This is a genomic window from Streptomyces sp. NBC_01142, from assembly GCF_026341125.1.
In the GTDB taxonomy this organism is placed as follows: domain Bacteria; phylum Actinomycetota; class Actinomycetes; order Streptomycetales; family Streptomycetaceae; genus Streptomyces.
On the sequence record NZ_JAPEOR010000002.1, the window covers coordinates 448,146 to 475,134 of the forward strand.

General features: G+C 70.7%; 22 protein-coding genes. 13 read left to right on the plus strand and 9 right to left on the minus strand.

The window, feature by feature from the left end:
• Nucleotides 1-6: 6 nt before the first annotated feature.
• The 6 genes from OG883_RS19465 to OG883_RS19490 form a co-directional block, all read right to left on the minus strand.
• Nucleotides 7-1,401 carry an aldehyde dehydrogenase family protein gene (locus tag OG883_RS19465; protein ID WP_266542624.1) on the minus strand — a complete coding sequence of 465 codons (1,395 nt, stop codon included), beginning with the start codon at nucleotides 1,399-1,401 and terminating at the stop codon, nucleotides 7-9.
• 240 nt (nucleotides 1,402-1,641) lie between these two features.
• Nucleotides 1,642-2,979 (minus strand): ABC transporter ATP-binding protein, encoded by a 1,338-nt coding sequence (locus tag OG883_RS19470; protein WP_266542626.1) that lies wholly within the window; start codon nucleotides 2,977-2,979, stop codon nucleotides 1,642-1,644.
• Between the two features lie 52 nt (nucleotides 2,980-3,031).
• Nucleotides 3,032-4,333 (minus strand): MFS transporter, encoded by a 1,302-nt coding sequence (locus OG883_RS19475; protein ID WP_266542627.1) that lies wholly within the window; start codon nucleotides 4,331-4,333, stop codon nucleotides 3,032-3,034.
• Nucleotides 4,333-5,766 carry a CitMHS family transporter gene (locus tag OG883_RS19480; protein ID WP_266542629.1) on the minus strand — a complete coding sequence of 478 codons (1,434 nt, stop codon included), beginning with the start codon at nucleotides 5,764-5,766 and terminating at the stop codon, nucleotides 4,333-4,335. Before OG883_RS19480 ends, OG883_RS19475 begins: the two co-directional genes overlap by 1 nt.
• A gap of 120 nt (nucleotides 5,767-5,886) precedes the next feature.
• The gene (locus OG883_RS19485) at nucleotides 5,887-8,163 is read right to left on the minus strand and encodes a molybdopterin oxidoreductase family protein (RefSeq protein WP_266542631.1); all 2,277 of its coding nucleotides are present in this window, start codon (nucleotides 8,161-8,163) and stop codon (nucleotides 5,887-5,889) included.
• 301 nt (nucleotides 8,164-8,464) lie between these two features.
• Nucleotides 8,465-9,079, minus strand: a complete 615-nt coding sequence (locus OG883_RS19490) for a TetR/AcrR family transcriptional regulator (protein WP_266549208.1) — start codon at nucleotides 9,077-9,079, stop codon at nucleotides 8,465-8,467.
• A gap of 82 nt (nucleotides 9,080-9,161) precedes the next feature.
• Here OG883_RS19490 and hmgA point away from each other — a divergent pair, with 82 nt between their 5' ends.
• Genes hmgA through OG883_RS19505 form a run of 3 tightly spaced genes read left to right on the plus strand, consistent with a single transcriptional unit; the run spans nucleotide 9,162 to nucleotide 12,470 of the window.
• Nucleotides 9,162-10,481 (plus strand): homogentisate 1,2-dioxygenase, encoded by a 1,320-nt coding sequence (gene hmgA / locus OG883_RS19495; protein ID WP_266542633.1) that lies wholly within the window; start codon nucleotides 9,162-9,164, stop codon nucleotides 10,479-10,481.
• A gap of 20 nt (nucleotides 10,482-10,501) precedes the next feature.
• Nucleotides 10,502-11,251, plus strand: a complete 750-nt coding sequence (locus tag OG883_RS19500) for a GntR family transcriptional regulator (protein WP_266542635.1) — start codon at nucleotides 10,502-10,504, stop codon at nucleotides 11,249-11,251.
• Between the two features lie 49 nt (nucleotides 11,252-11,300).
• Nucleotides 11,301-12,470 carry a type ISP restriction/modification enzyme gene (locus tag OG883_RS19505; protein WP_266542637.1) on the plus strand — a complete coding sequence of 390 codons (1,170 nt, stop codon included), beginning with the start codon at nucleotides 11,301-11,303 and terminating at the stop codon, nucleotides 12,468-12,470.
• On the opposite strand, the gene OG883_RS19510 is transcribed toward OG883_RS19505, so the two are convergent.
• The gene (locus OG883_RS19510; protein ID WP_266542639.1) at nucleotides 12,452-13,174 is read right to left on the minus strand and encodes a TetR/AcrR family transcriptional regulator; all 723 of its coding nucleotides are present in this window, start codon (nucleotides 13,172-13,174) and stop codon (nucleotides 12,452-12,454) included. The two genes, OG883_RS19505 and OG883_RS19510, sit on opposite strands and share 19 nt — an antisense overlap.
• A gap of 63 nt (nucleotides 13,175-13,237) precedes the next feature.
• Here OG883_RS19510 and OG883_RS19515 point away from each other — a divergent pair, with 63 nt between their 5' ends.
• From OG883_RS19515 to OG883_RS19525, 3 genes are all read left to right on the plus strand, one after another.
• Nucleotides 13,238-14,176 (plus strand): ATP-binding cassette domain-containing protein, encoded by a 939-nt coding sequence (locus OG883_RS19515; RefSeq protein ID WP_266542641.1) that lies wholly within the window; start codon nucleotides 13,238-13,240, stop codon nucleotides 14,174-14,176.
• Nucleotides 14,173-14,955, plus strand: coding sequence for an ABC transporter permease (locus tag OG883_RS19520; protein WP_266542642.1), 783 nt, complete (start codon nucleotides 14,173-14,175; stop codon nucleotides 14,953-14,955). The genes OG883_RS19515 and OG883_RS19520 overlap by 4 nt, the downstream gene beginning before the upstream one ends.
• Before the next feature lie 64 nt (nucleotides 14,956-15,019).
• A complete protein-coding gene (locus OG883_RS19525) occupies nucleotides 15,020-16,213 on the plus strand; it encodes a CaiB/BaiF CoA-transferase family protein (RefSeq protein WP_266542643.1) in 1,194 nt (397 codons plus the stop codon).
• A gap of 30 nt (nucleotides 16,214-16,243) precedes the next feature.
• Here OG883_RS19525 and OG883_RS19530 read toward each other — a convergent pair whose 3' ends face one another.
• A complete protein-coding gene (locus OG883_RS19530; protein WP_266542645.1) occupies nucleotides 16,244-16,507 on the minus strand; it encodes a hypothetical protein in 264 nt (87 codons plus the stop codon).
• A gap of 275 nt (nucleotides 16,508-16,782) precedes the next feature.
• Between OG883_RS19530 and OG883_RS19535 the strand changes: the two genes are divergently transcribed.
• Genes OG883_RS19535 through OG883_RS19550 form a run of 4 tightly spaced genes read left to right on the plus strand, consistent with a single transcriptional unit; the run spans nucleotide 16,783 to nucleotide 23,113 of the window.
• Nucleotides 16,783-18,306, plus strand: coding sequence for a DUF4331 domain-containing protein (locus OG883_RS19535; protein WP_266542646.1), 1,524 nt, complete (start codon nucleotides 16,783-16,785; stop codon nucleotides 18,304-18,306).
• 44 nt (nucleotides 18,307-18,350) lie between these two features.
• Entirely contained in the window at nucleotides 18,351-19,790 is a 1,440-nt protein-coding gene (locus OG883_RS19540; protein WP_266542648.1) for a tetratricopeptide repeat protein, read from the plus strand.
• Nucleotides 19,787-21,334 (plus strand): nickel transporter, encoded by a 1,548-nt coding sequence (locus OG883_RS19545; protein ID WP_266542650.1) that lies wholly within the window; start codon nucleotides 19,787-19,789, stop codon nucleotides 21,332-21,334. The genes OG883_RS19540 and OG883_RS19545 overlap by 4 nt, the downstream gene beginning before the upstream one ends.
• A gap of 42 nt (nucleotides 21,335-21,376) precedes the next feature.
• Nucleotides 21,377-23,113 (plus strand): serine/threonine-protein kinase, encoded by a 1,737-nt coding sequence (locus OG883_RS19550; RefSeq protein WP_266542652.1) that lies wholly within the window; start codon nucleotides 21,377-21,379, stop codon nucleotides 23,111-23,113.
• Between the two features lie 55 nt (nucleotides 23,114-23,168).
• Here OG883_RS19550 and OG883_RS19555 read toward each other — a convergent pair whose 3' ends face one another.
• Nucleotides 23,169-23,978, minus strand: a complete 810-nt coding sequence (locus OG883_RS19555; RefSeq protein WP_266542654.1) for an SGNH/GDSL hydrolase family protein — start codon at nucleotides 23,976-23,978, stop codon at nucleotides 23,169-23,171.
• A gap of 164 nt (nucleotides 23,979-24,142) precedes the next feature.
• Here OG883_RS19555 and OG883_RS19560 point away from each other — a divergent pair, with 164 nt between their 5' ends.
• The 3 genes from OG883_RS19560 (at nucleotide 24,143) to OG883_RS19570 (ending at nucleotide 26,935) form a co-directional block, all read left to right on the plus strand.
• Nucleotides 24,143-24,565: a hypothetical protein gene (locus tag OG883_RS19560; RefSeq protein ID WP_266542656.1), complete on the plus strand. Its 423-nt coding sequence runs from the start codon at nucleotides 24,143-24,145 to the stop codon at nucleotides 24,563-24,565.
• Between the two features lie 379 nt (nucleotides 24,566-24,944).
• A complete protein-coding gene (locus OG883_RS19565; protein ID WP_266542657.1) occupies nucleotides 24,945-25,841 on the plus strand; it encodes a glycosyltransferase family 2 protein in 897 nt (298 codons plus the stop codon).
• On the plus strand, nucleotides 25,838-26,935 hold the full coding sequence (locus tag OG883_RS19570) for a glycosyltransferase family 2 protein (protein WP_266542659.1): 1,098 nt from the start codon (nucleotides 25,838-25,840) through the stop codon (nucleotides 26,933-26,935). The genes OG883_RS19565 and OG883_RS19570 overlap by 4 nt, the downstream gene beginning before the upstream one ends.
• Nucleotides 26,936-26,989: the final 54 nt, after the last annotated feature.

Genomic DNA, 26,989 nt, shown 5'->3' on the forward strand with positions numbered 1-26,989 from the left:
CCCGGCTCAGAACTGGAGGGACTTGGTCTGGAGGTACTCGGAGAGGCCGTGCGGCCCGAGCTCGCGGCCGACGCCCGACTGCTTGTAGCCGCCGAACGGGGCAAGGGGGTTGAAGCGGCCGCCGTTGATGTCGACCTGTCCGGTGTCCATCCGGCGGGCGAAGGCGACGGCTTCCGCCTCCTCCCCGGCCCACACCGCGCCCGCGAGGCCGTACACGGTGCCGTTGGCGATACGGAGCGCGTCCTCCTCGTCCTCGTACCTGAGGACGGAGACGACCGGGCCGAAGATCTCCTCCTGCGCGATGGCCATGTCCGGAGTGACATCGGCGAAGACGGTGGGGCTGACGTAGTAGCCCTTCTCGTGCGGGGCGTCGGAGCCGCCCGCGACGAGACGGGCGCCCTCGGCGACGCCCTTGTCGATATAACCGCGGACGCGGTCCCGCTGCCTGGCATTGACCAGCGGGCCGACCCGCTCGCCCGGAACGTATTTGGCGACCGCGGCGGCGGCGAGTGCGACCGCCTCGTCGTACTGGTCCCGGTGGACCAGCATCCGGGTCCACGCGCTGCACGTCTGGCCCGAGTTGGACATGACGTTGGCGATGCCGACGTTGACGGCCTTGGCCAGGTCGGCGCTCGGCAGGATGACATTGGCGGACTTGCCGCCGAGTTCCAGGGCGACCCGCTTGACGGCGGCGCCCGCCGTCGCACCGATCTGCCTGCCGACGGCGGTGGAGCCGGTGAAGGAGACGAGATCGACGTCTTCGTGCTCGGCAAGGGCCTGGCCCGCTACCGGGCCGAGTCCGGTCACCAGGTTGAACACCCCGGTCGGCAGACCGGCCTCGTGCGTGGCCTCGGCGAAGAGCTGAGCGGTGAGAGGGGTGTCCTCGGCGGGCTTGAGGACGACCGTGCAGCCCGCCGCCAGGGCGGGCGCGACCTTGGCGACGACCTGATGGAGCGGGTAGTTCCAGGGAGTGATCGCGCCGACCACGCCGACCGGTTCCAGCAGCACGGTGGAGTTGCCGATCTTCTCCTCGAAGGAGTACGAGGCAGCCAGCTCCGCGTACGAACCGGCAACCAGGACGGGCACGCCCGCGTGCACCGTCCGGGAGAGCGCGAGCGGCGAGCCGAGCTCGGCGGTCACCGTCTCCGCGATCTCCTCCGCACGGGCCACGAGGACGTCGCGCAGCGCGGCGATCTTCGCGGCGCGTGCGGCGGGCGGGGTGGCGGCCCAGGCCGGGAACGCCGCGCGGGCGGCACGCACCGCGGCGTCCACGTCCTCGGCCGTGCCGGCCGGGACATGGGCGAGGACCTGCTCGTCCGTCGGATTCACCACCGCGATCGTGTCGTGGCCTGCGGCGGGCCGCCACTGACCGCCGATGTACATCCCGTCGTGAGCCTTCATCGCACTCCTCCAGAACCTGCGCGTAGTCGTCCGCACCCCAAACTAGCGGTGTTAGTTTTTGGACGCCAGAGGCTCCCTGGGCGGTGGGACGATGCGCCGGCGGTACGCGGGAGGGGCGGCGTTGGCGTAGCCCGTCGGAGGGGGCGGTGCCTCCGCGGGAGGAACGGGGGCGTGCGCGGGAGAGACAGGCGTACGTGGGAGAGACCGAGGCGTACGCGACAGGGCGGGAGGGGCCGGGCGTCAGGCGTCCAGCCCCGGCAGGTCCGCCGGAGCCGGGCAGATACGACGCCCGTGCTGGTCGAAGACGTACAGATGCGCAAGGTCGACGAGGAGCGGCACCTGCGCTCCGGTCCGCAGCCGCACATCGGGGCCGGTGCGCACGACCAGATCGCTCACGGCGACGGCCGGGCGCCCGGGCGCGACCGGCGGCTCCGGTTGGTCGAGCACCACCACCGGGGCCGGCACATGCGCGGCCGCACGCTCCTTCAGCCGGGTCAGCACGCTCGGGCCCGCGCTCCTGCGGCGGCGTACGCGACCGGATGCCTGCGGCCGGGGCGACTCCAGATCGGCGACGACGGCGGCCCGCGAGCCGGTGTTGAAGTGCACCAGTGCCTCGTGGCCCTGGTACTCCGTGTGCTCGACGAGCCCGGTCAGGGCGACCTCGCCGGGGCGGGCCTGGCTGGGCGGGGCGATCCGCGTGGCCTCGGAGCGCAGCCCGACGATGATCTGCCGGCCCTGCTGGATACGGAGCAACTGATGGTCGGGGCTGAGGGGTTCGGGCAGCGGCAGCCGCTGCTTGCCGAGGTCGATCGACATCCTGCCGTCCAGCGGCGCGTACACCACCGCCTGCAGCAGATTGATGCGGGGCGTGCCGATGAACGCGGCGACGAAGACATTCTCCGGCAGGGCGTAGGTGTCGCGCGGCGTGCTCACCTGCTGAAGTACGCCCCCGCGCATCACCGCGACCCGGTCGCCGAGCGACATCGCCTCGGCCTGGTCGTGGGTGACGTACACGGTGGTCACCCCCAACTCGGCTGTGAGTTGCGATATTTCGGCCCGCAGATGACTGCGCAGCTTCGCGTCGAGGTTGGACAGCGGCTCGTCCATCAGGAAGACGGAGGGCCGCCGGGTGATCGCACGGCCCATGGCGACCCTCTGGCGTTCACCGCCGGACAGCTGGCTGGGATAGCGGTCCAGGACGTCCTCGATGCCGAGCATCCGTGCGGTCGCCTCGATCCGCGGGCCCCTGTCCAGGCGCGGATTCTCCACGCGGAGCGGAAAGCCGATGTTCTCGCGGTTGGTCATGTTCGGGTAGAGCGCGAAGTTCTGGAACACCATGGCCATGGAGCGCTCGCGGGGCGGGATGTGGTTGGCGTACTCGCCGTCGAGCAGCAACTCGCCCTCGGTGATGTCCTCCAGACCGGCGATCATGCGCAGCACGGTCGACTTGCCACAGCCCGAGGGGCCGAGCAGCACGACGAACTCCCCCGGCACGATGTCGAGCGAGAAGCGGTCGACGGCGCGACTGGTGCGTTCGTACCTCTTGCTGACACTGCGCAGAGAAATGGCGCGACTCATATGTTCCGCCGGGGGAAGAGGGGGAGCGACTGAGACGCCTGAAACTAGCCGACTACTCCCGGTCAGGGAATGACTCGCGCGAAGGTTGGGGGCAGGCTTGTGCTACGGGGCTGTCCTTCACAGGGGTGCGTCGTGGGCCGGTGGCCGGAATGCGGCGAACGCCCCCGCCCGCCGGGTCACGTGCCTGCCGCGCGCCCGATCCGGCCGCGGCCAGCAGAAGTGCGCCCAGCATCACGAACGGTGCGGCCGTGCCCGCAACCCCCGCGACCAGTCCGGCGGAGGCGGGCGCGGCGACCTGGCCTAGGCGGTTGCCGGTCAGCCGCAGGGCAAGGGCGGTGGAGCGGGCCCCGGCCGGGGCGGCCTGGACGACCGTCGTCATCGACAGCGGCTGCCCGACGCCCAGACAGAAGCCGAGGACGGCGAGCATCACGGCGAGCGCCCGGACCGGCACGGGCAGCGCGAGGCCCGCGCACAGAAGTCCGCCGAGCAGACAAGTCACCGTCATCAGCGCCGTACGGCCCAGCAGGCGGATCATCGGCGTCATCACCAGCCGGCACGCGATGGTGGCGGCCGCGCGCAGGCTCAGGAGCAGACCGATGGTGGCGGGTGCGATGCCCCGCTGTTCGCCGATCACCGGGAGATAGGCCGTGAGGACGTCGGTTGCGGAGAGCACGGCGAGGCTGATGAAGATCCCGGCGGGTACGCCGCGGGTGCGCAGGATGCGGTGTACGGGAACCTTCGCCTGCTGGTTGCGGGCAGCAGGGCCGCTCGTACGGTGCTCGATGCGCCAGATCGAGGTGACGGAGACGGCGGCGACGGCCGCGGAGACGACCAGGGCGAGTGCGCTCGTCCGGGCCATCGCGCCGTCCTGTGCGGAGACGAGGAACCCGGCGGCGACCGGTCCCCCGAGCTGGCCGAGTGAGGCGCCGATGGTGAAGTAGCCGAAGTTGCGGTCCTGTTCGGCCGGCCCGGACTGGCGGGCCACGATCGACTGGGCGCCGATGACGAAGCAGAGATGACCGAGGCCCATTACTCCGCTCCAGGCCGCCATCGCCGTGAGGGAGACCGCCGTACCGCTGAGGGCACACCCGCCGGAGATCAGGACGACACCCACAGGCAGCAGGGGGGCACACCGCCCGTGGTCCGTCCTGCGCCCCAGCGGTACGGCGGCGAACAGGGGAAGAAGCGCGTACACGCCCGCGATCACACCGACCGCGCGCTCGTCCGCGCCCAGGGAAAGGGCCCGGTAGGAGACGGCAGGCCGCGCCATCGACACCGCACCCTGCGCGAACGCGAAGGCGATGACGAGGCGGAGCAGCCAGCCCCTCCCGGGCCCTTTCACCGCGGGCACCATCAGATGATGCCGAAGAGGATCCCGGCGCCGAGCACCACCAGCGAGGTGAGCGCGGCCCACTTGACCGTGAACCTGGTGTGGTCGCCGAACTCCACCTTGGCCATGCCGACCAGGACGTACACGGCGGGGACGAGCGGACTCGACATGTGCAGGGCCTGGCCGACCAGGGATGCGCGGGCGATCTCCAACGGGGAGACGCCGTGGGCGGCGCCGGCCTCGGCGAGGACCGGCAGAACGCCGAAGTAGAAGCCGTCGTTCGACATGAAGTACGTCAGCGGGAGGCTGAGCACTCCGGTGACGATGGCCATGTGCGGGCCCATGCCCTCGGGGATGGCGCCGACGAGCCAGTCGGCCATGTGCTTGACCATGCCGGTGCCGGTGAGAACACCGGTGAAGACTGCGGCGGCGAAGACCATGCCGGAGACGTTGAGCACGTTCTCGGCGTGGGCGCCGATCCGGGCCTTCTGATCGGCCATCTTCGGGAAGTTGACGGTGAGGGCGAAGGCCGCACCGAGCAGGAAGAGCACCGGGATCGGGAGGATCTCCATGATCATCGCGGCGAGCAGGGCGACGGTGAGCCCGGCGTTGAACCAGTAGAGCTTGGGGCGCAGGGTGGCGCGGTGGGGGTCGAGGCCCTGGAAGCCCTCGTCCTCCGCTTCCTCCTTCTCCTCCTTCTTCTCCTTCTCCGGCTTGTCCGGAAGGCCGGCGGCGCCACCGGCTCCTCCCGATGTGCTCGTACGGCCCTCCTCGCCGCCGCCCGCCGTGACCAGCACGCTCTCGGTCTCGGGCTCGGTCTCCAGCACCTTGTCGAGAGTGAGCACGCCGAGGCGCTTGCGCTCGCGGCGGCCCAGCACATAGGCGAGCGCGAAGACGAAGAGCAGTCCGACGCCGAGCGCCGGAATCATCGGGACGAAGATGTCGGCCGCGTCGACCTTCAGCGCGGTCGCGGCGCGGGCGGTGGGGCCGCCCCAGGGCAGCGTGTTCATCACGCCGTTCGCCGTGGCGGCGACACCGGTCATCACGACCAGGCTCATCTTGAGGCGCTTGTAGAGCGGATACATCGCCGAGACGGTGATCATGAAGGTGGTGGAGCCGTCGCCGTCCAGCGAGACGATCGCGGCGAGCACCGCCGTACCGATCACGATGCGCAGCGGGTCCGCCTTGCAGAAGCGCAGGATGCCCCGGACGATCGGGTCGAAGAGGCCGACGTCGATCATCACGCCGAAGTAGACGATGGCGAACATCAGCATCGCCGCGGTGGGGGCGAGGGTGCCCACACCTTCCAGGACGTACTCCCCGAGGTGCGCGCCCTTTCCGACGAACACGCAGAAGAGTGCGGGGATGAGGACGAGCGCCGCGATCGGCGACATCTTCTTCATCATGATCAGGACCAGAAAGGTCGCAATCATGGCGAAGCCGAGGATTGTCAGCATGTGGGACACCTAACGTTCACCCTTGAACTCCCACCGGAGCGGCGGTTCGGATGACGTTAGGTCGCGCCAATCTCTGTTAACAAGATGTTGACGCGTGAGCAATACGAGCAAAACCCCAGGTCATCGCAGAGGTGTCAGTTCGACGGGGAAGCCGTTGAGCACAGCGGTGCCGGACAGCGGGTCGAGCCGTGAGCCGTCGAGCAGCTGATTGACGTTGACGCCGGGACGGGCGGCCGCCACCGACATCCGGGTGCCGGGCCGGCTGTGCCCCCAGCCGTGCGGCAGGCTCACCACTCCGGTCCGTACCGCGTCGGTAATCTCCACCGGTACCTCCAGCTCTCCGCCCTCCGCCGAGATGCGCGCGGGGGCGCCGTCCTCGAGGCCCAGCCGCGCCGCGTCGGCCGGGTGGACCTGAAGGGTGCAGCGGTTGGAGCCGCCGTTGAGTGTCGGGACGTTGTGCATCCAGCTGTTGTTGGAACGCAGATGACGGCGGCCGACGAGGACGAGGGAGCCGGGCCGCTCCTTCAGCGCGCGCCGGAGCCTGGGCAGATCGGCGGCGATCGGCCCGGGCAGCAGCTCGATCCGTCCGCTTCGGGTCCTGAGGATCTGCGGGATACGCGGCTGGAGCGGGCCGAGGTCGATGCCGTGCGGGTGCGCCAGCAGCTTCTGGAGGGTCAGGTCGTACGGGCCGAGGCGCAGCATCATGTCGAGCCGCCGCTCCGGTCCGGTGCGGCCGGTGAGCTGCGCGGTGAGCGCCTTGACGTCCCGGCCGTGGACCGGGGAGTGCGGGTCGGCGACCGCCCTGGTGAGTGAGTTCTCGATGACCATGTCGTCGACGGCGCCGGGCTCCGCACCGTGCATCCCGCCCACCGCGAGCACCAGGCGGGCCTGGATCTCGCACTCGTCGAGCCTGCCCTCCTCCAGAGGGACGGCCGCGGGCGTGTAGCGGGCCTGATTGTGTACGGCGAAGTTGTTGAAGGCGAAGTCGAAGTGGGAGCTCTGGGAGGGCGGCGGCGGGGGCAGGACCACATCTGCGTGGCGCGAGGTCTCATTGAGATACGGGTCGACGCTGACCATGAAGTCGAGTCCGTCCAGCGCGCGGTCGAGCCGGTCGCCGTCGGGTGCGGAGAGCACGGGGTTGGCGGCCAGCGAGATCACCGCACGGATCCTCCCCTCCCCAGGTGTGTCGATCTCCTCGGCGAGCGCGGCCATGGGCAGTTCACTCTTGGCCTCGGGGTGGCCGCTGACCCTGCTGGCCCAGCGGCCGAGCGCGAAGCCCTTGCCGGGGGCGGCGGGGCGGGGCGCGTGGTCGGTGGCGGCGAGCGGGAAGAGCGCGCCACCGGGGCGGTCGAGATTGCCGGTGAGCACATTGAGGACGTCCACCAGCCAGTTGGCGAGGGTGCCGTACTCGACGGTGCTGCTGCCGACGCGTCCGTACACGGCGGCGGTGGGCGCGGCGGCGAGTTCGCGGGCGATCGTACGGATCTCCTGCGCATCCATGTCGCAGGCGGCGGCGACAGCCTCGGGGCTGAACTCCCGTACCGCCTCCCGGAGTTCAGCCACACCCTCGACATGCTCTTCGAGCGCGCCGAGGCGGGTGAGCTTCTCCTCGAAGAGGACCTGGGCGAGGGCCGCGAGCAGCAGGGCGTCCGTGCCGGGACGGATGGGGATGTGCCGGTCGGCGAGCTGGGCGGTGCGGGTGCGGCGCGGGTCGACGACGGTCAGGGTGCCGCCGCGCCGACGCAGCGCCTTGAGCTTTCCGGGAAAGTCGGCCGCGGTGCACAGGCTGCCGTTGGAGTCGAGGGGGTTGGCGCCGAGGAGCAGAAGATGGTCGGTGCGGTCCAGGTCCGGGACGGGGATGGCGGCGGCGGAGCCGAACAACAGCCCGCTGGAGACATGCTTGGGCATCTGGTCCAGGGTGCTGGCGGTGAAGAGACTGCGGGTGCGCAGCAGGGTGAGCAGTACGGGCGGATAGAGCGCGCCGGCCATGGTGTGGACGTTCGGATTGCCGAGGACGACGCCCACGGCGTTCGGCCCGTACTCCTCGATCAGCGGCCGGATCCGGGCCGCGATCATGTCGAAGGCCTCGTCCCAGCCGGCCTCCTTCAGCTCGCCGTCCTTCCGGATGAGGGGCGTGCGCAGCCGGTCGGGGTCGGCGTCGAGCTCACCGAAGGACGCGCCCTTGGGGCAGATGAAGCCCCGGCTGAAGACATCGTCACGGTCACCGCGGACGCGGGTGACGCGGCTGGCCTCGATGGTGAGGGTCAGTCCGCAGGTGGCTTCGCAGAGCGGGCAGATGCGCAGCGCGGTGCGGGTCGCCGACGGCGAGGCGGCGGGTTCGCCGGCGGGTCGGGTGCCGCCCGTCGGTGCGGTACGGGCGGCGGCTGAGCGGGACATGGGCCCTCCCCGGGGCGGCGGCAGCGGTGGCGCGCGAGCACGGCCGAGCATACCGACCGGTATGCACGGGCGCGAGGGGTGCGGCGTTTTCCTGGGGCTACGCCTCGGACTTCGCCGGGAGGGACCGTGCCAGAGGGGGCCGTCCGAAGGGACCGTCGGGAGGGGCCGCCCGGAGAGACCGTCGGGAGGGGCCACCCGGAGGGTCCCTCAACGGGCCGGGCTTTCCCGCCCCTGCGGCGATGGAGGGGCCGGGTACGGGCCGGCCGCCCCGGGAAACCGGCGCCTCAGGAAAATCAGCCCGTCAGTCCAGCAGTCTGGCCAGATACGCGCGCAGCAGCTCCCGGGTCTCGGCGAGGATCTCCTCGTCCCCGGACGGCTGCTCCCGGAAGGCGAGTTGCAGCAGCGCGTCGGCGGCCTCGACCGAGACGAGCACCGCGCGCCGCAGCTCCGCGTCGGCGCTGCGCCCGAGATGGGCAGCGATCAGCTCCGCGAGACGGTCGGCGACCTGGTGGTTCGGGGCGGCCGCGGGCGTGCCGACCGGAATCTGCGTACCGAAGTCGATCAGCGCGAAACCGGGCACGGTGCGCTTCATCGCCATGTACTCGTCGAGCACCACATCGAGCACGCCGCGCCAGTCGCCCGCGGGGAGCGCGGCGAGGCGGCCGGTGATGCGCGTGGTGTAGCTGTCCAGATTGCGGTGAGCGAGGGCGTCGACGAGAGCACGCTTGTTGCCGAAGAAGCGGTAGACGGAGCCGATGGGAACACCGGCCCGGGCGGCCACCGCACGAGTGGAGAGCTCCTCGTAGCCGGTCTCGTCGAGGAGCTCGGCGCAGGCGTCCAGTATCCGGGTGAGCCTTTCGGCGCTGCGCTGCTGCATGGGCGTACGGCGGAGAGGGGCGTGGGACACGAGATCCATCATGCCGCCCTGCCCCCGTTGACGGGGCGGTCCTGCAATCCTACGGTGATGCATAGGAATCCTTCAGAGCCGGGAGCGGACGATGAGCGGCATCGAGCAGGCACGGAAGACGGCCGAAGGGCTGGGGCACTCCCCCGGATTCGGCAATGAACACAGCTCGGAGGCCGTGCCGGGAGCGCTGCCCCACGGACGGAACTCACCCCAGCGGTCGCCGCTCGGGCTGTACGCGGAGCAGCTGAGCGGCAGCGCTTTCACCGAACCGCGCGCCCACAACCGCCGCTCCTGGCTGTACCGCATCCGCCCCTCGGCCGCGCATCCGCCGTTCCGGCGCGTGGACAACGGCCGGCTGCGCAGCGCGCCCTTCACCGAGTCCGTGCCCGACCCCAACCGGCTCCGCTGGAACCCGCTTCCCGAGCCCGAGCCCGGTACGGACTGGCTGGCCGGTCTGTGGACGCTCGGCGGAAACGGCGACGCGACCCAGCGCACCGGCATGGCCGTGCACCTCTACCACGCCAACGCCTCCATGACGGAGCGGGTCTTCAGCGACTCGGACGGCGAGCTGCTGATCGTCCCCGAGCGGGGCGGGCTGTTGCTCCGTACCGAGTTCGGGCTGCTCGCCGCCCGCCCCGGCGAGGTCGCGCTGATCCCCCGCGGCGTCCGCTTCCGGGTCGAACTGCTGGACGAGTGTGCGCGCGGCTATGTCTGCGAGAACTACGGACAGCCCTTTCAGCTGCCCGATCTCGGCCCGATCGGCGCCAACGGACTCGCCAACGCCCGCGACTTCCTCGCCCCTGTGGCCGCGTACGAGGACGTGGAGCGACCGGTGGAGGTCGTCAACAAGTTCTGCGGGAACCTCTGGGCAGCGACCTACGACCACTCGCCGCTCGATGTGGTCGCCTGGCACGGCAACCACGTTCCGTACGTCTACGACCTGCACCGCTTCAATGTCATCGGCAGCATCAGCTACGACCACCCGGATCCCTCGATCTTCACGGTGCTGACGTCACCCTCGGACACACCGGGGCTGGCGGGCGTCGACTTCGTGGTCTTCGCACCGCGCTGGCTGGTCGGCGAGGACACCTTCCGGCCCCCGTACTTCCACCGCAATGTGATGAGCGAGTACATGGGGCTGATCGAGGGCGCGTACGACGCCAAGGCGGAGGGTTTCGTTCCGGGGGGCGGGTCGCTGCACAACATGATGTCCGCACACGGGCCCGACCGGGAGACGTTCGACCGGGCGAGCGCGGCCGAGCTGAAGCCGCAGAAGATCGACGACGGGCTTGCCTTCATGTTCGAGACGCGGTGGCCGCTGACCGCGACGGAGCAGGCGGCGACAGCCACCCAGTTGCAGCGGGGCTACGACGACGTGTGGCAAGGTCTCCAGCGCCACTTCCGGTCGTAAGTACGTACGGAGAATCCGCCGTGACCGCCTTTGCCCCCGACTCGCTGGTCCTGAACCGCAAGCTGCCGCTGTGGTATCAGGTCTCGCAGTCGCTCCGCGCCTCGATACTGGGCCGCGCGCCCGAGGCGTCGCTGCGGCTGCCCACCGAGGAGCAGCTCGCCGCGCACTACGGCGTGAGCGTGCTGACCATGCGCCAGGCCCTCAAGGAGCTGGAGGAGGAGGGCCTGATCAGCAGGCACCGGCGGCGCGGCACCTTTATCGAACCGGGGGCGCGACGCAGCGCGCCGAGGCGGCTGCTGGGCTCGATCGACGCGATCGTGGCCCAGCAGTCGGGGGAACGGGCGACCGTCCTGGGCCACGGTCCCGAGCCGGTGCCCGGTGAGCTCGCGGAGTTCTTCCCCGACGAGTCCGAGGTCGTGGTCTACAAGCGGCTGCGCTGGGACGTGGACAGCAGCGAGCCCACCAACTGGGCGGAGAACGCGGTGCGCCCGGAGCTGGCGACGGGGCTCGACGTGGCGGACCTGGAGCGCTGGCCGATGACCAAGGTGCTGCGGGACGTGCTGGGGGTACGGATCAGCCGGATCACGGACACGGTGGAGGCGCGGCTGGCGGACCCGCAGACGGCGGAACTGCTGCGGGTGCCGCTGCTGAGCCCGATCCTGCATTACACGGGGGTGACGTACGACGAGAGCGGACGCGTGGTGGACGTGGCGCGTATCCGGTACCGGGGGGACAGGTTCTCGTTCTCGGTCACGGTCGACGCGGAGTGAGCCTCCCGGTGCCCGCCTCCGCGGGCGAGGCCGCCGATAGCATTTCGGCATGCCGATGCTGGACGAGCTCATGCCGTGGGGGACGGCCCCGTTGCGGCTGGGGCGAGGGTGGGCGATGGCCCCGGACGCCGCGTCCCTCAAGGCGCGGTGGGACGCCGTTGTACGGGCCGAGGGCCCGGAGCAGGACGCGCTGTTCGGGTGCACCCGGGCGCGTACGCCCCGCAGCGCTGTCGCCGCACTGCCCGGGCAGGCCACCGGGACCGGCAGATTCGTACGGGAGGAGGGGCGCTGCCCCACTCCGGTGCGGGTGCTGCACGGAGCGTTCGACGAGCAGTGGCTCATACCTGACCACCGGCTCATCGATGCCGCCCGGCCCGAGTTGTGGCGCGTCGCGGACGACCGGCAGGTGTTTGTTGTCGAGCAGGCGTACGCGCCAGGGGCGGCGGGGCCTGCGGTTGTGGCCTCCGCGCTGCTGCCGGACGGCCGCTCGCCCGCAGGACGGCCCGGGCGGATCCGGCCGCTGCACCGCCGCCCCGGCGGCCTCGAACCCAATCTCGCCCCGGGGCTGCTCCCCCTGCTGAGCACACGGTACGGACGTGAGGTCGGCGCCGGTGAGGTGGTTGCCTGGATCCTCGCGGTCGCCGAGGCCACTCCCGCGGGCTGCGCGGTACCACTCACCGCCGACCCGCAGCTGTGGGAGTCCGGCGTGGAGCTGGGGCGGCGGATGATGGCGGTCCAGTTGCGCGGGGCCCATGGCGGCGAGCGGCCCAGACTGCCGGGGGGACGCAGGCCCTATGTGCGGGCCGCCGTTCCTGCCCGGCCGGAGGCGATCGGGTACGACGCCGAAGGGGAGGTGCTGCGCCTGGGTGCCGGCCGCATCTCTCCCGTACCTGCCGGGGCCTGGGACTTTCAGGTCGGCGGGGTGCGGGTGCTGGAGCTCTGGTTCGAGCGGCGTACCGCCGGGGCGGAGCCGGGCACACTCGAGGCGATCCGGCCCCCGTCATGGCCGCAGGAGTGGACCTCCGAGCTGCTCGAGCTGATCACCGTACTGGCTCTGTCGAGTGAACTTCAGGAACGGCAGCGGGAGTTCAAAGCGGGTGCGGAGATCACCCGGGACGAGCTGGCGGGTGTGCTGCCGCCGCCCGCCGCGGCCCGTCGGCCCGCCTCCGTACTCGATCATCACGAAGAGGGGCCGGAAGGTCAGTTCGCACTGCTGTGAGGGCCGAAGGAGTCCAGAACGCGGGTCAGTGTGCGGAGAAATACATCGTCCGGGTCGAGGGGGTCGCCACCCCCGCCGAGGACGGCCGCCAGCCGGGGATACGCGCCACTCGCGACCTCGCGATGGAGATAGGCGGCGCGTACGGCCTGCTCCCGCTCCGCGGACCAGGGCAGTCCGCGGCTGCGCTCGGCGATGGCCAGCTCGTTGGCGACGGACGTCATGACCGTGCCGTTGACCGTCGCGATCAGCTCCATCTTGATGCCGGGCGGTGCGTCGAGACCGTGCAGGCAGCCGAGGCAGTGCTCCAGGTAGCGCAGGACATTGGGGCTGAAGCCGTATATCGCGGACATGAGCCTGGTCAGCCAGGGGTGGCGGTGCATGATCGCCCGGGTCTGGCCGGCCAGCGCCAGCATGTCCGCGCGCCAGTCGCCTGACGGCTCGGAGAACTCGTACTCGCCGCTGACCGCGTCCACCATCAGCTCGTACAGGTCCTCCTTGCGCGGCACGTAGTTGTAGAGCGACATGGTGCCGCAGCCCAGCTCGCCGGCCACCTTGCGCATGGAGACCGCCTCGATGCCGTCCGCATCGGCGATCCGCACGGCCGCCGCCGCGATGTCGCTCCGGGTGTACGCCGGTTTCGGGCCACGGCCCGTGCGTTCGGGACGCGCCCAGATCACTTCCGGTTCGGCCGCTCGGCCCGCCATCGATCATCACCTCGCTCACCATCCTAGTTACGTACAGCGTACGTAGTCGGGTATGGTCGATCCATGACGACTACGTACGCTGTACTTGGTGAGGGACTGGAGAAGCGGTTCGGTGAAGTCCATGCCCTGCGCGGGCTGGACCTCGCCGTACCCGAGGGCACGGTCTGCGGGGTCCTCGGCCCCAATGGCGCGGGCAAGACCACGGCCGTACGGGTGCTGACGACCCTGCTGGCCCCGGATGCGGGCAGCGCTCGGGTCGCGGGGCACGATCTGCGGCGCCACCCGGCGGCCGTGCGCCGGCACATCGGCGTCACCGGGCAGAACGCCTCGGTCGACGGCGATCTGACCGGCGCCGAGAATCTGCGGCTGTTCGCCCGGCTGCTGAGGGCACCCAGGTCGCGCGCGGCCGAACTGCTGGCGCAGTTCGAGCTGACCGACGCCGCCGACCGACCCGCCCGCACCTACTCCGGCGGCATGCGGCGTCGCCTGGATCTCGCGGCGAGCCTGATCGTCCGGCCCCGGGTGCTGTTCCTGGACGAGCCGACCACCGGACTCGACCCGCACAGCAGGGGCGAAATCTGGGACGCCGTACGGCAGTTGGCGCACCAGGGCACGACCGTGCTGCTCACCACGCAGTATCTGGAGGAGGCCGACCAGCTGGCCGACAACATCGTCCTCGTCGACGAGGGCCGGGCCGCCCACCACGGCACACCGGCCCAACTCAAGGCACGGATCGGCAGCTATGCGGAGGTGGTGGTCGGCGATGCCTCGGCGCTGCACGCCGCCGCGGCCGTACTGGATCAGCTGACCGGCTCCGAGCCCGTCCTGAACGCAGAGAGACGAGCCGTGGGAGCCGTCGCCACCGACCCCTCGCTGACCCTGCCCCGTATCGTCCGCGAGCTGGACGCGGCCGGCGTGCTCGTCGTCGACGCCGTTCTGCGCCCGCCGACGCTCGACGAGGTCTTCCTCCGTCTCACCGACCGCAAGGAGCTCGTCGCATGAGCGCGATCCTCTACGACGGCACCGCCGTCCTCGGCCGCCATCTCCAACGGATCAGGCACGCTCCGAGCATCATGGTCATGACCCAGACCATGCCGATCGTGTTCCTGCTGTTCTTCGGCTACGTCTTCGGCAGCGCGATGGCGATGCCGGGCGAGGAGTACCGCGCCTTCCTGGTGCCGGGCCTGCTGGTGGCGACCGCCGCGAACGGCATCATGACCGGGATGTTCACCGCCGCCCAGGACTCCCACCGCGGGGTCATGGACCGCTTCCGCACCCTGCCGATGAGCCGGACCGCCATCCCCCTCGGGCAGGCCGTCGCCGACCTGCTCACCACGGCTGTCGGCCTGGTTCCGCTGCTGCTCGTCGGCCTCGCGATGGGCTGGCGGGTCGAGGGGACCCCACTCGAAGCGGCAGGCGCCTTCGGACTGTTGCTGCTCTTCCGCTTCGCGACCACCTGGATCGGCATCCTGCTCGGCCTGGCTTCGCGGAGCGAGGAGGCCGCTGGCCAGCTGGGCAGCGCCACCTTCATGCTTCCGCTGCTGTCGAACGCGTACCTGCCCACGGATGATCTGCCGGGCCTGCTGCGCACGGTCGCCGAGTGGAACCCGATCTCGGCGGTGACCGCGGCCGTACGGGATCTGTTCGGCAACGCGCAGCCGCCGGCGGACGCCGCCTGGCCGGTGGCCCATCCGGTTGCCGGAGCGCTCTGCTGGTCGCTGGCACTGCTTGCCCTGTTCATGCCGTTGGCCGTGCGCCGCTTCGCGCACAACGACCGGTGACGCAGGTGGGGGGGACGCAGGCAGGGGGGTGACAAAGGTGGCACATACACGATAGGCACGGCTCATGAGCCAACCACTCCCCCTCGACGGGATCACGGTCGTCGCCGTCGAACAGGCCGTCGCCGCGCCCTTCGCCACGCGTCAGCTCGCCGATCTCGGCGCCCGCGTCATCAAGATCGAGCGGCCGGACGGCGGTGACTTCGCGCGTGACTACGACACCGCAGCCCGCGGGCTCGCCTCGCACTTCGTCTGGTGCAACCGCGGCAAGGAGTCCCTCGCCGTCGATCTGAAGGACCCGCGCGGTATCGAGATCGTGCGTCAACTCATCGCGGATGCCGATGTGTTCGTGCAGAACCTCGCGCAGGGCGCAGCCGCCCGGCTCGGCCTGGACGCGGCCACCCTGTGCGCCGCGCACCCACGGCTGATCGCCGTGGACATCTCCGGGTACGGCGCCGAGGGGCCGTACGCGCACAAGCGGGCGTACGACATGCTCGTGCAGTGCGAGGCAGGCCTGGTCTCGGTGACCGGAACGGCGGAACATCCGGTCAAGGCGGGGATTCCCGCGGCCGACATCGCGGCGGCGATGTACGCCTTCTCGGGGGTGCTGGCGGCGCTGCTGCGGCGGGGCACCACGGGGCGCGGCGGGCCGGTGGAGATCTCGATGCTGGAATCGCTGGCCGAGTGGATGGGGCATCCACTGCACTACGGGATGCATGGGGGTGAGGCCCCGGCGCGCACGGGTGTCGCGCACGCCGTCATCGCTCCGTACGACGCCTATCCCACGGCGGACGGCGGGCAGGTGCTGCTGTCGGTACAGAACGACCGGGAGTGGCGGCGGCTGGCCGACCAGGTGCTCGGCCGGCCCGAGCTGGGCGAGGATCCGGTCTTCGCGACCAACACCGCCCGTACGGCGAACCGGACGAAGACGGATGCGGTGGTGGCCGGGGCGCTGGTGCTGCTGGACACCCGGGAGGCGGTCCGCCGACTGGATGCGGCAGGCATCGCATGCGCCCGGCTCAACAGCGTCACGGATGTGGCCGGGCATCCGCAGCTCGCGGCGCGGGACCGGTGGCGGGAGGTGGACTCACCGGTCGGGCCGCTGCGGGCCCTGCTGCCGCCGATCAATCTGCCCGGCGGAGCCGAGGCTCCGATGGGCGCGGTTCCTGCACTCGGCGAACACACCGACGCGCTGCTGAAGACCCTGGGAATGACGGATGAGGGGACAGCGGCGCTGCGCCGGGACGGTGTGGTCGCCTGAGCGCGTTCGCGTAACGCTCTGGGGAATCGGTCAGCCGCGGCTGCCGAACAGCGAACGACGCAGCCGCCGCAGCGGGGCGAAGAGCGACACCCGCGCGCTCTTGCTCTTTCGGGTGTGCGCCACGTCCCGCGAGGTGAGCTCAAGCATCAGCGACGTCGCCTCGGCCGTCTCGCGCAGCGGGACGGCTGGGCCGCCGAGCACCGAGAGATGGCGGTCGAGGCGCGAGCTGGTCGCGCTGCTCCCACACGTGATCGCAGGCACTCGCGGCCTGCTGCGCACCGTTATCTGTTCCATGTCACTCCCCACCCGTACGAGGGCACCCGGCCCGGGCAGGTTAACCCTATCTCCCCGTAGGGGCACTCGCGTATCCCGGTCGCAGGATTCACCTCCCCTGTACGCGAGTTGACGACTACTCTCCGAATCCATCTGATTTCAGGGTGAGTTGGACAGCGCGTCCGCGCAAACAGTGCGTCAGCAAAAATTTCTCACCTCCGACCAATCCGAACGGCCCTCCGCACCGAATGGCTGGCATCGAAGCACGACCAGCACTCGTACGAAGGACGGACTCGATGACCGCAATCAGCAGCAGCGGGCGGGGGCTCAGCAGGCTCGCGGCACTCACCTTTGTGGCGCTGGCCGCCGGAGGTCTGGTGGCCTCCGGAGTGACCGGGCTGGAGCCGGGGTCGGCCAGCGCCTCCAGCCACCGTGAGGCCCCGTTGATCTCCGGGCAGCCCCAGTACGACAACACGGACGTGTACGCGTTCGTCAGCCCCGACCAGCCCGACACCACCACGATCGTGGCCAACTGGCTGCCCTTCCAGGAGCCGGCGGGCGGCCCGAACTTCTTCAAGTTCGGCGACGACGCCCAGTACGACGTGCACATCGACAGCGACGGCGACGCCCAGGGCGATCTGCTCTACCGGTGGACCTTCAAGGACCACGTCAAGAACGGCGATACGTTCCTCTTCAACACCGGTCCCGTCACCACCATCGACGACCCGGACCTCAACATCACGCAGACCTACGACATCGACATGCTGAGGCTGAAGAACCAGCATGTGATGTCCACCACGAAGATCGCGGACGATCTGCCGGTGGCCCCCTCGAACGTGGGCAAAGCGTCCATGCCCGACTACCAGGCGCTGCGCGACCAGGCGGTGCATAAACTCCCCAACGGCGCCACGGCGTTCGCCGGGCAGGCCGACGATCCCTTCTTCCTCGATCTGCGCGTCTTCGATCTGCTGTACGGCGGGAACCTCTCCGAAGTCGGCAACGACACGCTCAAGGGCTACAACGTCAACTCCCTCGCCCTGCAGGTGCCGACCGAGCACATCCGCGAATCGGCGGAGCAGCCGGTCGTCGGCATCTGGTCGACGACACAGCGCAAGAGCGCGAGCGGCCACTGGGCCCAGGTGTCCCGGCTCGGTATGCCGCTCGTCAACGAGGTCGTCATACCGGTGAAGGACAAGGACAAGTTCAACGCGTCCGCGCCGTGGAACGACGCCCAGTTCCTCCCGTTCGTCACCGAGCCGGAACTGCCGAAGCTGATCGAGGGCATCTACAAGATCAAGGCCCCGGCCGCTCCGCGTGACGACCTGGTCTCGGTGTTCCTGACCGGAGTCGACAAGCTCAACAAGCCGCCGCACGTCCGCCCGGCGGAGATGCTGCGGCTCAACACGGCCGTCCCGCCCACCGCCGAGCCCAAGAGGCTGGGCGTACTCGACGGCGACAACGCCGGATTCCCCAACGGACGGCGGCTGACGGACGACGTCCTGGACATCGCGCTCCAGGTCGTCGAGGGCGAGCTGCTGGACCAGAAGAACGACCTGGGCGACGCGGTCGACGAGAACGACCAGAAGTTCGGCGGAAGCTTCCCCTATGTGGCACTCCCCACGTCCGGCTCCCGCGGCCCGCTCGCCGAGGGCACCGCGACCAAGGGCAGCAGCCTGCTCAACGGGGGTGCGCCAGTGGCCGGCTCCGCCGGCGACGACAACACGACGATGATCGCCTCCGCGGCGGCCGGTGCGGGCGTGCTGCTCATCGGCCTGGGCCTCAACTGGCTGCGGCTGCGGCGCCGGAACACCTACGCCTGATCCGGCACCGGCCTCCCGCACCCGCGAAACGAAAGGACCGACACATGTCCCCGCGAAGGGCGCCAGGAACCAGCGCGGCTTCCGGCCCGGCCGTGAGCCCGCGGCCGACAGCCGCCGGCGCCTGGACGGCGCTCACACACCGCGCCCGCGCCCTCCCCGGGGCGCGGGGCCGGGGCATCCTCCTTCCCGCCGCGGCGCTCGCCGTCGTGCTCACCCTGGGCGCCCTCGCCTTCGGCCGGGCGGACGAGGCGCCCCGTACCACCCGCACCGCCGCACCCGCCGCGGACGCGCCGCTCGACCGGATCGGTGCCGGTGATCTCGCTCGCGGGGTCACCGGCCTCCAGGCGCACCTGCGGGACCAGCCCAAGGACGCCCGGGGATGGGCGACCCTGGGCACCGCCTATGTCGAGCAGGCCAGGACCGGCGGCGACCCGACCCGGTATCCGCAGGCCGGCAAGGCACTCGCCCGTTCTCTCGCTCTCCAGCCGCGGGGCAATGACGCCGCGCTGGCAGGGCGGGCCGCGCTCGCCGCGGCGCGGCACGATTTCCGTGGCGCGCTGCGGGACGCGGAAGCGGCACTGAAGGTCAATCCGTTCAGCGAGCGGGCTCTCGCCTCACGGATCGATGCTCTCGTCGAACTGGGCAGCTATTCCAAGGCGTTGGCGGCGGCGGAGGAAGCGGACGGCCGCCGCCCCGGCATTCCCGTGTTCACGCGCTACGCGTACGTACTGGAGCTGCGCGGCGACATCAAGGGAGCCCGCCGGGTACTCGGCCGTGCGCTGGACTCGGCCTCCTCGCCCGGCGACACGGCGTACGTGGCCACCGCCCTCGGCCAGCTGGAGTGGAGCCAGGGCGCGTACCCTCCCGCGCTGCGGCACTTCACCACCGCGCTGCGCGCAGACCCCCGTTATCTGCCCGCCCTGGAGGGCCGGGCCCGCGCTCGGGCCGCGCAGGGCGACCTGAAGGGGGCCGAGCGCGGGCTCGAAGCGGTGGTGCAGCGGCTGCCGCTGCCGGGGCAGCTGGTCGCCCTCGGTGAGCTCCACCAGGCTCGGGGGCGTACGGCCGAGGCGCGTGCCCAGTACGAACTGATCGGCACGTGGACCGAACTGGCCCGCGCCAACGGTGTGGACACCGATCTGGACACCGCGCTGGCCCTGGCGGACCACGGTGACCGGGCCGAGGCGCTGCGTGCTGCCCGTGCCGAGTGGAAGCAGCGGCAGACCGTGCACACGGCGGACGCCCTGGCCTGGGCGCTGCATGTCAACGGCCGCTCCACGGAGGCTCTTGCGTACCTCGGAAAGTCCGCGCCGCCCGGCTGCCGCAACGCGTTGTTCCTGTACCACCGCGGCATGATCGAACGCGCTGCGGACCGTACGGATCCCGCCCGGCGTTCACTCACCGCCGCACTCGACATCAACCCCCATTTCTCACCGATCGGTTCACGTGCGGCCCGTGCCGCTCTGAAGGCACTGGAGGCTTCATGAGGAGGCGTACGAGCGCGGTGGGCGCGGCGGTTCTCGTCGCCGGGGCGGCACTCGCGGTGCTGCCCGCCGGGACGGCCGCCGCACATCCCCTGGGGAACTTCACGGTCAACCGTTACGACGGGCTGCTCGTCGCGCCCGGCCTGCTGAACGTCGACCATGTAGAGGATCTGGCCGAGATACCGGCCGCGCAGGCGCGCTCCGGGATCGACCGGAACGGCGACAAGAAGATGTCCCCGGCCGAGCTGTCCTCCTGGGCCGGCGACCGGTGCCGGGACGCGGCGCGCGACAGCCGGGTCACGGTGGACGGTCGCTCCACGGCGCTCACCCTCGGCGCGGGCGCAGCCGAGGTGCGCCCCGGGCAGGCGGGGCTGCCGACGTTGCGTGTGGAGTGCCGGCTGACCGCCACGCTGCCGAAGGGGCGGCACACCGTCGGGTTCGAGGCGACGGGCGGCGACGTTCCGGGCTGGCGGGAGATCACCGCGCGCGGCGACCGGATGACGCTCACGGACTCGGACGTACCGAAGGCGTCGGTCTCGCGCCGGCTGACCCAGTATCCGGAAGGGCAGCTGTCGTCACCGCCGGACAGCAGGACGGCCGCGCTGTCCGTCACCCCGGGCGGCGCCCCGGCGGTCGCGGAGGAGGGCGCGGCACCCCCGGCCTCCGTACTGCCGCGCGGCGCGGACCGCTGGACGCAGGCGCTGACCGGGCTGGTGTCCCGGCGTGAACTGACCGCGGGATTCGCCGCCCTGGCCCTGGCGATCGCGGTTCTTCTCGGCGCGCTGCACGCGCTCGCGCCCGGTCACGGCAAGACCGTGATGGCGGCCGCCGCGGCGGCGGGCGGGCGGAACTCCCTGCGCGACGTCCTCTCGTTGGGCGCCTCGGTGACGATCACGCACACGCTCGGGGTGTTCGCGCTCGGCGCGCTGATCGCCGCGGGCTCGGCGGCGGCGCCGTCCGTTGTGGCGTGGCTGGGCGTCGCGAGCGGAGCACTGGTGGCCGGGGCGGGGGCGGTGCTGGTGCGCAGAGCCTGGAAGAACCGCGGCCAAGCGCACGGGCACACGCACTCCCACGGGCACGGACACGGCCACGACCATGGGCACGGACACGGCCACGACCATGGGCACGACCACGACCATGGGCACGACCACGGGCACAGCCACGACCATGGGCACGGGCACACCCACAGCCACGACCACCGCGCCCTGAGCCTCCGTTCCACCCTTCTGCTCGGGTTCGCCGGCGGACTCGTCCCCAGCCCCTCCGCCGTTGTCGTCCTCGTCGGCGCCGCCGCGCTGGGCAGGGCCTGGTTCGGTCTGCTGCTCGTCCTCGCGTACGGCGCAGGGCTCGCCCTCACCCTCGCCGCCGCCGGCTTCGCAGCGGTCCACTTCGGCGAGCGCGCGGCCCGACTGCTCGCCGTACGGGGCCGCCGCAAGGGCCGGCTGTTCTCCGCCGCACACCGCGCGCTGCCGCTGGGCACGGCCTGCGTGGTGCTCGCCCTCGGGTGTGGATTGGCGCTCAAGGGGGCGGCAACAGCTCTTGCGTGAGCTAACTTGGTGTAGTTGCTCTGCTACGGATGGGGGCCCGATGTGAGCGAAGTGCCGGGCATTGAGCGGCTGATCGCGGGGCGCTACCGCCTGCTGAGCCCCTTGGGCGAAGGCGGCATGGGCGTGGTGTGGCGCGCCCATGACGAGGTGCTGGGACGCGAGGTCGCCGTCAAGGAGGTTCGCGCGCCCGCCGCTCTCGGGAACTCCGACGAACAGCGGCTGTACGCGCGCCTGGAGCGGGAGGCCTGGGCAGCGGCCAGGATCTCGCACCGCAATGTGGTGACCGTCTACGACGTCGCCACCGAGGACGGCCGGCCGTGGATCGTGATGGAGCTGGTGCGCGGGCTCACGTTCTCCGATGTGCTCGACGCCGAGGGGCCCCTCACCCCGCAGCGCGCCGCGCACATCGGTGCGGAGGTTCTCGCGGCCCTGCGCGCCGCACACGAGGCCGGTGTGCTGCACCGTGATGTGAAGCCCGGGAACGTACTGATCGGCAATGACGGCCGCGTGGTGCTCACGGACTTCGGGATCGCGACGGTCGAGGGGACCTCCCACCTGACCATGACGGGCGAGCTGATCGGCTCTCCCGAGTTCCTCTCCCCCGAGCGGGCGTTGGGGCGCAGCCCCGGGCCGGAGTCGGATCTGTGGGCGCTCGGGGTGCTGCTGTACGCCGCGGTCGAGGGCAACACCCCGTTCCGGCAGAACACCCCGCTGAGCACGTTGCGGGCCGTCGTCGACGAGGAACTACCGCCGCCGCGCAGAGCCGGCGCACTCGAGCCGGTGATCGAGGGGCTGCTGCGCAAGGATCCGGCGGACCGGCTGTCGGCGCAGGAGGCCGAACGCCGGCTGCGGGTGGTGGGCGCGGGCGGCACGGCGCGTACGGCATCCCCACAACCCGCACCCGGCGCCTACAGCCCGACGGTGGCGGCCTCGTCCGCCACCCCGGCCGCGGGGTCGTTCGGTCCGCCGTCGTCCTCCGGGGCGGCCACGACCGGTTCCTCCGGGACGGCCACGACCGGTGTCGTGCAGCAGAACCGCTCGCGGCGGGCAACGGTCGTCGTGGCCGCGGGGGTGGCGACGCTGCTGCTCGGCGTGGGCGGTCTCTCCTGGGCCCTGGTCAACAACGGCAAGGACCGCGGCGGATCGGACACCGGTGGCAGCGCGGTGCCCGCGGGCGGAAGCTCGCGCAGCTCCGCTCCCCCCGGCGCCACCACCCCGGGCACGGGTACGGACGGCGGCAGCAGTACGGGCGGCGCCGGTACGGACGGCGGCACAACCAACGGGAGCAGTGGAAACAACGGAACCGACGGGGGCAGCGGAGACAGCGGCGCCCACGGCGGTACGGACACGCCGCCGACCCAGACCGTGCAGGTCTACGCCCAGACGGTGCAGGGCAGTTATTCGGGCACCTGCCCGCCACCCGAGGCGGAGGCTCCGGCCTTCCGTGCCACGATCACGGTGGGCCGGACCCCGGCGGCTGTCGAGTACCGCTGGGCGACGTTGAGCGGTGAGAGCTCCGACCCCGGCTGGAAGTCGCTGCGCTTCGCGGCGGGGGACGGACGGCAGAAGCAGGTCAGCCACATCGAGCTGACCTACAAGCAGGGTGAGAGGCACCACGACCGGATCCGCGTGGAAGTACGGAGTCCGGTCGAGGTGCGCTCCGGCTGGATCGACTTCTCGGTGACATGCGAGCAGGAGACCCCGTCGGACGAGGGCTCCTACACGGCGGACACAGCTGGATCGGACGGAACAGGATCGGACGGAGCCGGCTCGCAGTGAGCTGGTGAGGACGGAGCCGGCTCGGTCGGGTCGGGAGCGGTCGGGAGCGGTCGGGTCAGGCCCGGGAGGTGAAGACGGGCAGATAGCCGCCGGACTGCCCGGCCGCCGTGGGGTGGTAGGACTCGCCGATGTTGAGCCAGTTCACGCTGTGCAGCCAGGCCGAGCCGGAGCAGATCTCGTGCCCGGTGAAGGGCGGTACGACATCCGCGAAGTCGTACCCGTGGTCGGCCGCGCGCTTGGCGATCGCGGCGTTGAGGTAGTCGGCGGCCGCGTTGATCGCGGACCGTTCCTTCTCACTGAGACCGCCGACGCAGTTGCCGCTGAGCTTGTAGAAGCGGGGATAGCCGAGGACGACGACCTGGGCCGCCGGGGCCTTGGCTCTGATCGCCGAGTACACCTGGTTGAGCTTGCCGGGCAGGGTGGAGTCCACGTACGCGCGGGCCGTTGCGATCCGGCTGAGACAGCTGGACTCGGACTGCAGGACGCATGTGGTCATGACGTCGGAGAAGCCCGCGTCATTGCCGCCGACGGTGAGGGAGACGAGGTCGGTCGAGGAGCTGAGCGGGCCGAGCTGACCGGCCGTGACATCACCCGTACGAGCGCCCGAGCAAGCGGTGAACGCGAACGACGAGGGTGAATGTGCGGCCGCCCAGAGCTTGGGGAAGGCACGGCTGCTGCGCTTGCAGTTGCCGCTGCCGCTGTCGTAGCTGCCGGCCCCGACGCCCGAGGAGTAGGAGTCGCCGAGGGCCACGTAGTCCAGTGCCAGTGCGGTGTCCGTGGCCTGTGCTTGGCCGGCTCCGGTGAGAGTGAGGACAGCGCCGAGGAGGAGTGAGGATGAGAATGCCGCGATTCGGGACAGTTTCATGGAACCTCCCTTTAGCAGGATCTCTGCCACAACTTTCGTAGCAGGCCACATACTTCACCGGAAGTGCCCATGCCAAAGAGTTTCGGTGAGGACTTCTTGACGATGCGTCGGCAGCTCCGGAGCATGGGGCACGGCATCCGGTGCATTGAGGGGCAAAGTCGGTCATGCAGAGGATCAGTGACACGCCTGCGGCGGTGCGGACCGACCTGCCGCCGGTGCTCGCGGGCGGGGCGTTCGCCGTCTCGGGGGTCGGCGTCGCACTGGCGCTCGCCGACGTGGAGTCGCCGCTGCGCGCGCCGTTCGTCCTCTTCTTCCTCTTCGCGGGACCGGCCGCCGGAGTTGCCGCGGCGCTGCCCCGAGCGGACCCGGCCGCCCGTGCCTCCGCGGCGGCGGGCGGGGCCGTCGTCATCGATCTATTGATCGCTCAGATCCTGTCGTCCCTGCACGTCCTGACGGTCGGCGGGGGAATCACGGCGGTCTCCACGATCACCGCTCTTCTCTTTCTCGGGGCGCTCGGGCGGCGAATACGGAACCCGGAACTGATCAATCCCGGTGATCGATTCCTGAAAGGGATCAAGAGAATCTGATCGGGACGGTTCCACATCTGACCGCCGATTCAGTACGAAAGAAGTAAAAAAGCGAGGCCATGTTCCAGGTCTTGCCATACAGTCCTAATTATCAATACCGTCATACATTCACCCGCAACGGTCCATCATGCAAAGCGGCTCCAGGGGAGGGCTCAAGCGTCGCGATGGGACTGGAGCGGGGCGCGGTTGGGGGGTGCCGTGCTCGGTTTTCGTGCTCCATCCGAGCCGTACGCCGCGCGGCCAGTTGTGCCAGCTCACCCACCAGGTTGGGAGCTTTGTTCCGTCATGGGCGGGGTGAGAAGAACCCCCCTTTCGAACCGGACACTCATCCGGACTGCCCGGGGGCGGGCGGTCCACCGGTGGAGAGGGAAAAAGACTCATGAGCTCAGTGCTGCACCCGGCGGTGCCGGGGCAAGATCCATTGACCGAGCCGTCGCGCAATGGAGACACCACTGAAAGGACCGCCGCCGAACCGGAAGGATCACTGGAGGGAGTCGGCCGAATATCCGCCGGCTACCGGCCGATCTCCTCACATCTCGCGATCACTCCGCCCGTGAGTGTCGTGATCCCCGCAATGAATGAGGCGGAGAATCTCCCGTACGTCTTCAAGACCCTGCCCGACTGGATTCATGAAGTCGTGCTGGTGGACGGGAATTCCACCGACAGCACCGTCCAGGTCGCCCGCGAACTGTGGCCGGACGTCAAGGTCGTCAAGCAGGTGGGAAAGGGCAAGGGAGATGCCCTCATCAGCGGATTCGCCGCCTGCACCGGCGACATCATCGTGATGGTCGACGCCGACGGCTCGGCCGACGGCCAGGAGATCGTCTCTTATGTCTCGGCCCTGGTCTCGGGTGCCGACTTCGCCAAGGGCTCGCGCTTCGCCAACGGCGGCGGCACCGACGACATGACCCCGGTCCGCAAGCTGGGCAACCGGGTCCTGTGCGCCGTCGTCAACGCCAAGTTCGGGGCCCGCTACACCGATCTCTGCTACGGCTACAACGCCTTCTGGAAGCACTGCCTGGACAGCATCACCCTGGACTGCACCGGTTTCGAGATCGAGACCCTGATGAACATCCGGGTGGTCAAGGCCGGTCTGCGGGTGCAGGAGGTACCCAGCCACGAGTACCTCCGCATACACGGCGTCAGCAACCTCAGAGCCGTGCGGGACGGATTGCGCGTCCTGAAGGTGATCATGAAGGAGAAGGGGGTACGCGGGGCCGCGCGCCGTCGCCCGCCCGCGCTCAGCATCAGGATGCCTCGGGGAGGGGTCTCTTGAGCGAGCACCACTTCTCCGTGGTGATCTGCGTGTACACCGAGGACCGCTGGGAGGACATCCTCGCGGCCGTCGACTCCGTACGACGCCAGTCACTGCCGGCTCTCGAGACGCTGCTGGTGGTCGACCACAACACGGCGCTGCTGGAGCGGCTCCGTAAGGAGTACAAGGAATACGAGGAGTACGCGGAGTCGAGGGTGCCCGGCGCGTCCGCCGAGTACGGGCAGCACCGGAAAGCCGCGGTCGACGGTCAGGAGGTGCGGGTGCTCGCCAACGCGGGCCCCCGCGGCCTCTCCGCCGGCCGCAACACCGGAATCGCCGCAGCCCGCGGCGAATTCGTCGCCTTCCTCGACGACGATGCCGTGGCTGAGCGCGACTGGCTGCGCTTCTTCGCCGCGGGATACGACGACCGGCGGGTGATGGCCGTCGGAGGACGGACCATGCCCGCCTGGGCGTCGGGCCGCAGGCCGGCCTGGTTCCCCGAGGAGTTCGACTGGGTCGTCGGCTGTACCTACCGGGGACTGCCCCGGGGAAAGGTGCAGGTGCGCAACGTCCTGGGCGGGAACGCCTCCTTCCGGCGCCGCGCGTTCGACGCCTCGGGCGGCTTTGCCACGGGGATCGGGCGCGACGGCGACAAACGGCCGCTGGGGTGCGAGGAGACCGAGCTGTGCATCCGGCTCTCCCGTGCGCTGCCGGAGGCAGTGCTGCTGATCGACGACCGCGCGGTGATCCACCACAAGGTCCCGGCCGGCCGGGAAGGGTTCGGGTACTTCCGCACCCGCACCTACGCCGAGGGCCTGTCCAAGGCGCTGGTGGCCCGAAGCGTGGGCGCGGACAAGGGACTCGAGTCCGAGCGCCGCTACACCACACGGGTCCTGCCGGCCGGAGTCGTACGGGGGCTGCGCGACGCGTTGCTGGGCCGGCGGGGCGGCGCGGGCCGGGCAGGCGCGATCGTCGCAGGAGTCGCGGCGGCCGCGGGCGGCTATGCGGTCGGGAGCGTACGTGCCCGCGGGGGCGGCGCCACGTTCTCGTCAGGCCCGATCACGTCCCTGCCTGTCACACCCGCACCCGTCACGGGAGGAGGCACGTCCGGGTGAAACAGCCCGCAAGGTCCGCCCGGTCCGGGCCACCCGCGCAGCCCGTACCGATCC

Bases quoted from the DNA above. Each gene is read 5' to 3' on its own strand.
- OG883_RS19535 (WP_266542646.1), top strand. From the start codon at position 16,783: ATGACCGCAATCAGCAGCAGCGGGCGGGGGCTCAGCAGGCTCGCGGCA.
- hmgA (WP_266542633.1), top strand. From the start codon at position 9,162: ATGAGCGGCATCGAGCAGGCACGGAAGACGGCCGAAGGGCTGGGGCAC.
- OG883_RS19520 (WP_266542642.1), top strand. From the start codon at position 14,173: ATGAGCGCGATCCTCTACGACGGCACCGCCGTCCTCGGCCGCCATCTC.
- OG883_RS19465 (WP_266542624.1), bottom strand. From the start codon at position 1,401: ATGAAGGCTCACGACGGGATGTACATCGGCGGTCAGTGGCGGCCCGCC.
- OG883_RS19540 (WP_266542648.1), top strand. From the start codon at position 18,351: ATGTCCCCGCGAAGGGCGCCAGGAACCAGCGCGGCTTCCGGCCCGGCC.
- OG883_RS19485 (WP_266542631.1), bottom strand. From the start codon at position 8,163: ATGTCCCGCTCAGCCGCCGCCCGTACCGCACCGACGGGCGGCACCCGA.
- OG883_RS19530 (WP_266542645.1), bottom strand. From the start codon at position 16,507: ATGGAACAGATAACGGTGCGCAGCAGGCCGCGAGTGCCTGCGATCACG.
- OG883_RS19565 (WP_266542657.1), top strand. From the start codon at position 24,945: ATGAGCTCAGTGCTGCACCCGGCGGTGCCGGGGCAAGATCCATTGACC.
- OG883_RS19490 (WP_266549208.1), bottom strand. From the start codon at position 9,079: ATGGATCTCGTGTCCCACGCCCCTCTCCGCCGTACGCCCATGCAGCAG.
- OG883_RS19525 (WP_266542643.1), top strand. From the start codon at position 15,020: ATGAGCCAACCACTCCCCCTCGACGGGATCACGGTCGTCGCCGTCGAA.
- OG883_RS19470 (WP_266542626.1), bottom strand. From the start codon at position 2,979: ATGAGTCGCGCCATTTCTCTGCGCAGTGTCAGCAAGAGGTACGAACGC.
- OG883_RS19560 (WP_266542656.1), top strand. From the start codon at position 24,143: ATGCAGAGGATCAGTGACACGCCTGCGGCGGTGCGGACCGACCTGCCG.
- OG883_RS19505 (WP_266542637.1), top strand. From the start codon at position 11,301: ATGCCGATGCTGGACGAGCTCATGCCGTGGGGGACGGCCCCGTTGCGG.
- OG883_RS19515 (WP_266542641.1), top strand. From the start codon at position 13,238: ATGACGACTACGTACGCTGTACTTGGTGAGGGACTGGAGAAGCGGTTC.
- OG883_RS19480 (WP_266542629.1), bottom strand. From the start codon at position 5,766: ATGCTGACAATCCTCGGCTTCGCCATGATTGCGACCTTTCTGGTCCTG.
- OG883_RS19510 (WP_266542639.1), bottom strand. From the start codon at position 13,174: ATGGCGGGCCGAGCGGCCGAACCGGAAGTGATCTGGGCGCGTCCCGAA.
- OG883_RS19555 (WP_266542654.1), bottom strand. From the start codon at position 23,978: ATGAAACTGTCCCGAATCGCGGCATTCTCATCCTCACTCCTCCTCGGC.
- OG883_RS19545 (WP_266542650.1), top strand. From the start codon at position 19,787: ATGAGGAGGCGTACGAGCGCGGTGGGCGCGGCGGTTCTCGTCGCCGGG.
- OG883_RS19475 (WP_266542627.1), bottom strand. From the start codon at position 4,333: ATGGTGCCCGCGGTGAAAGGGCCCGGGAGGGGCTGGCTGCTCCGCCTC.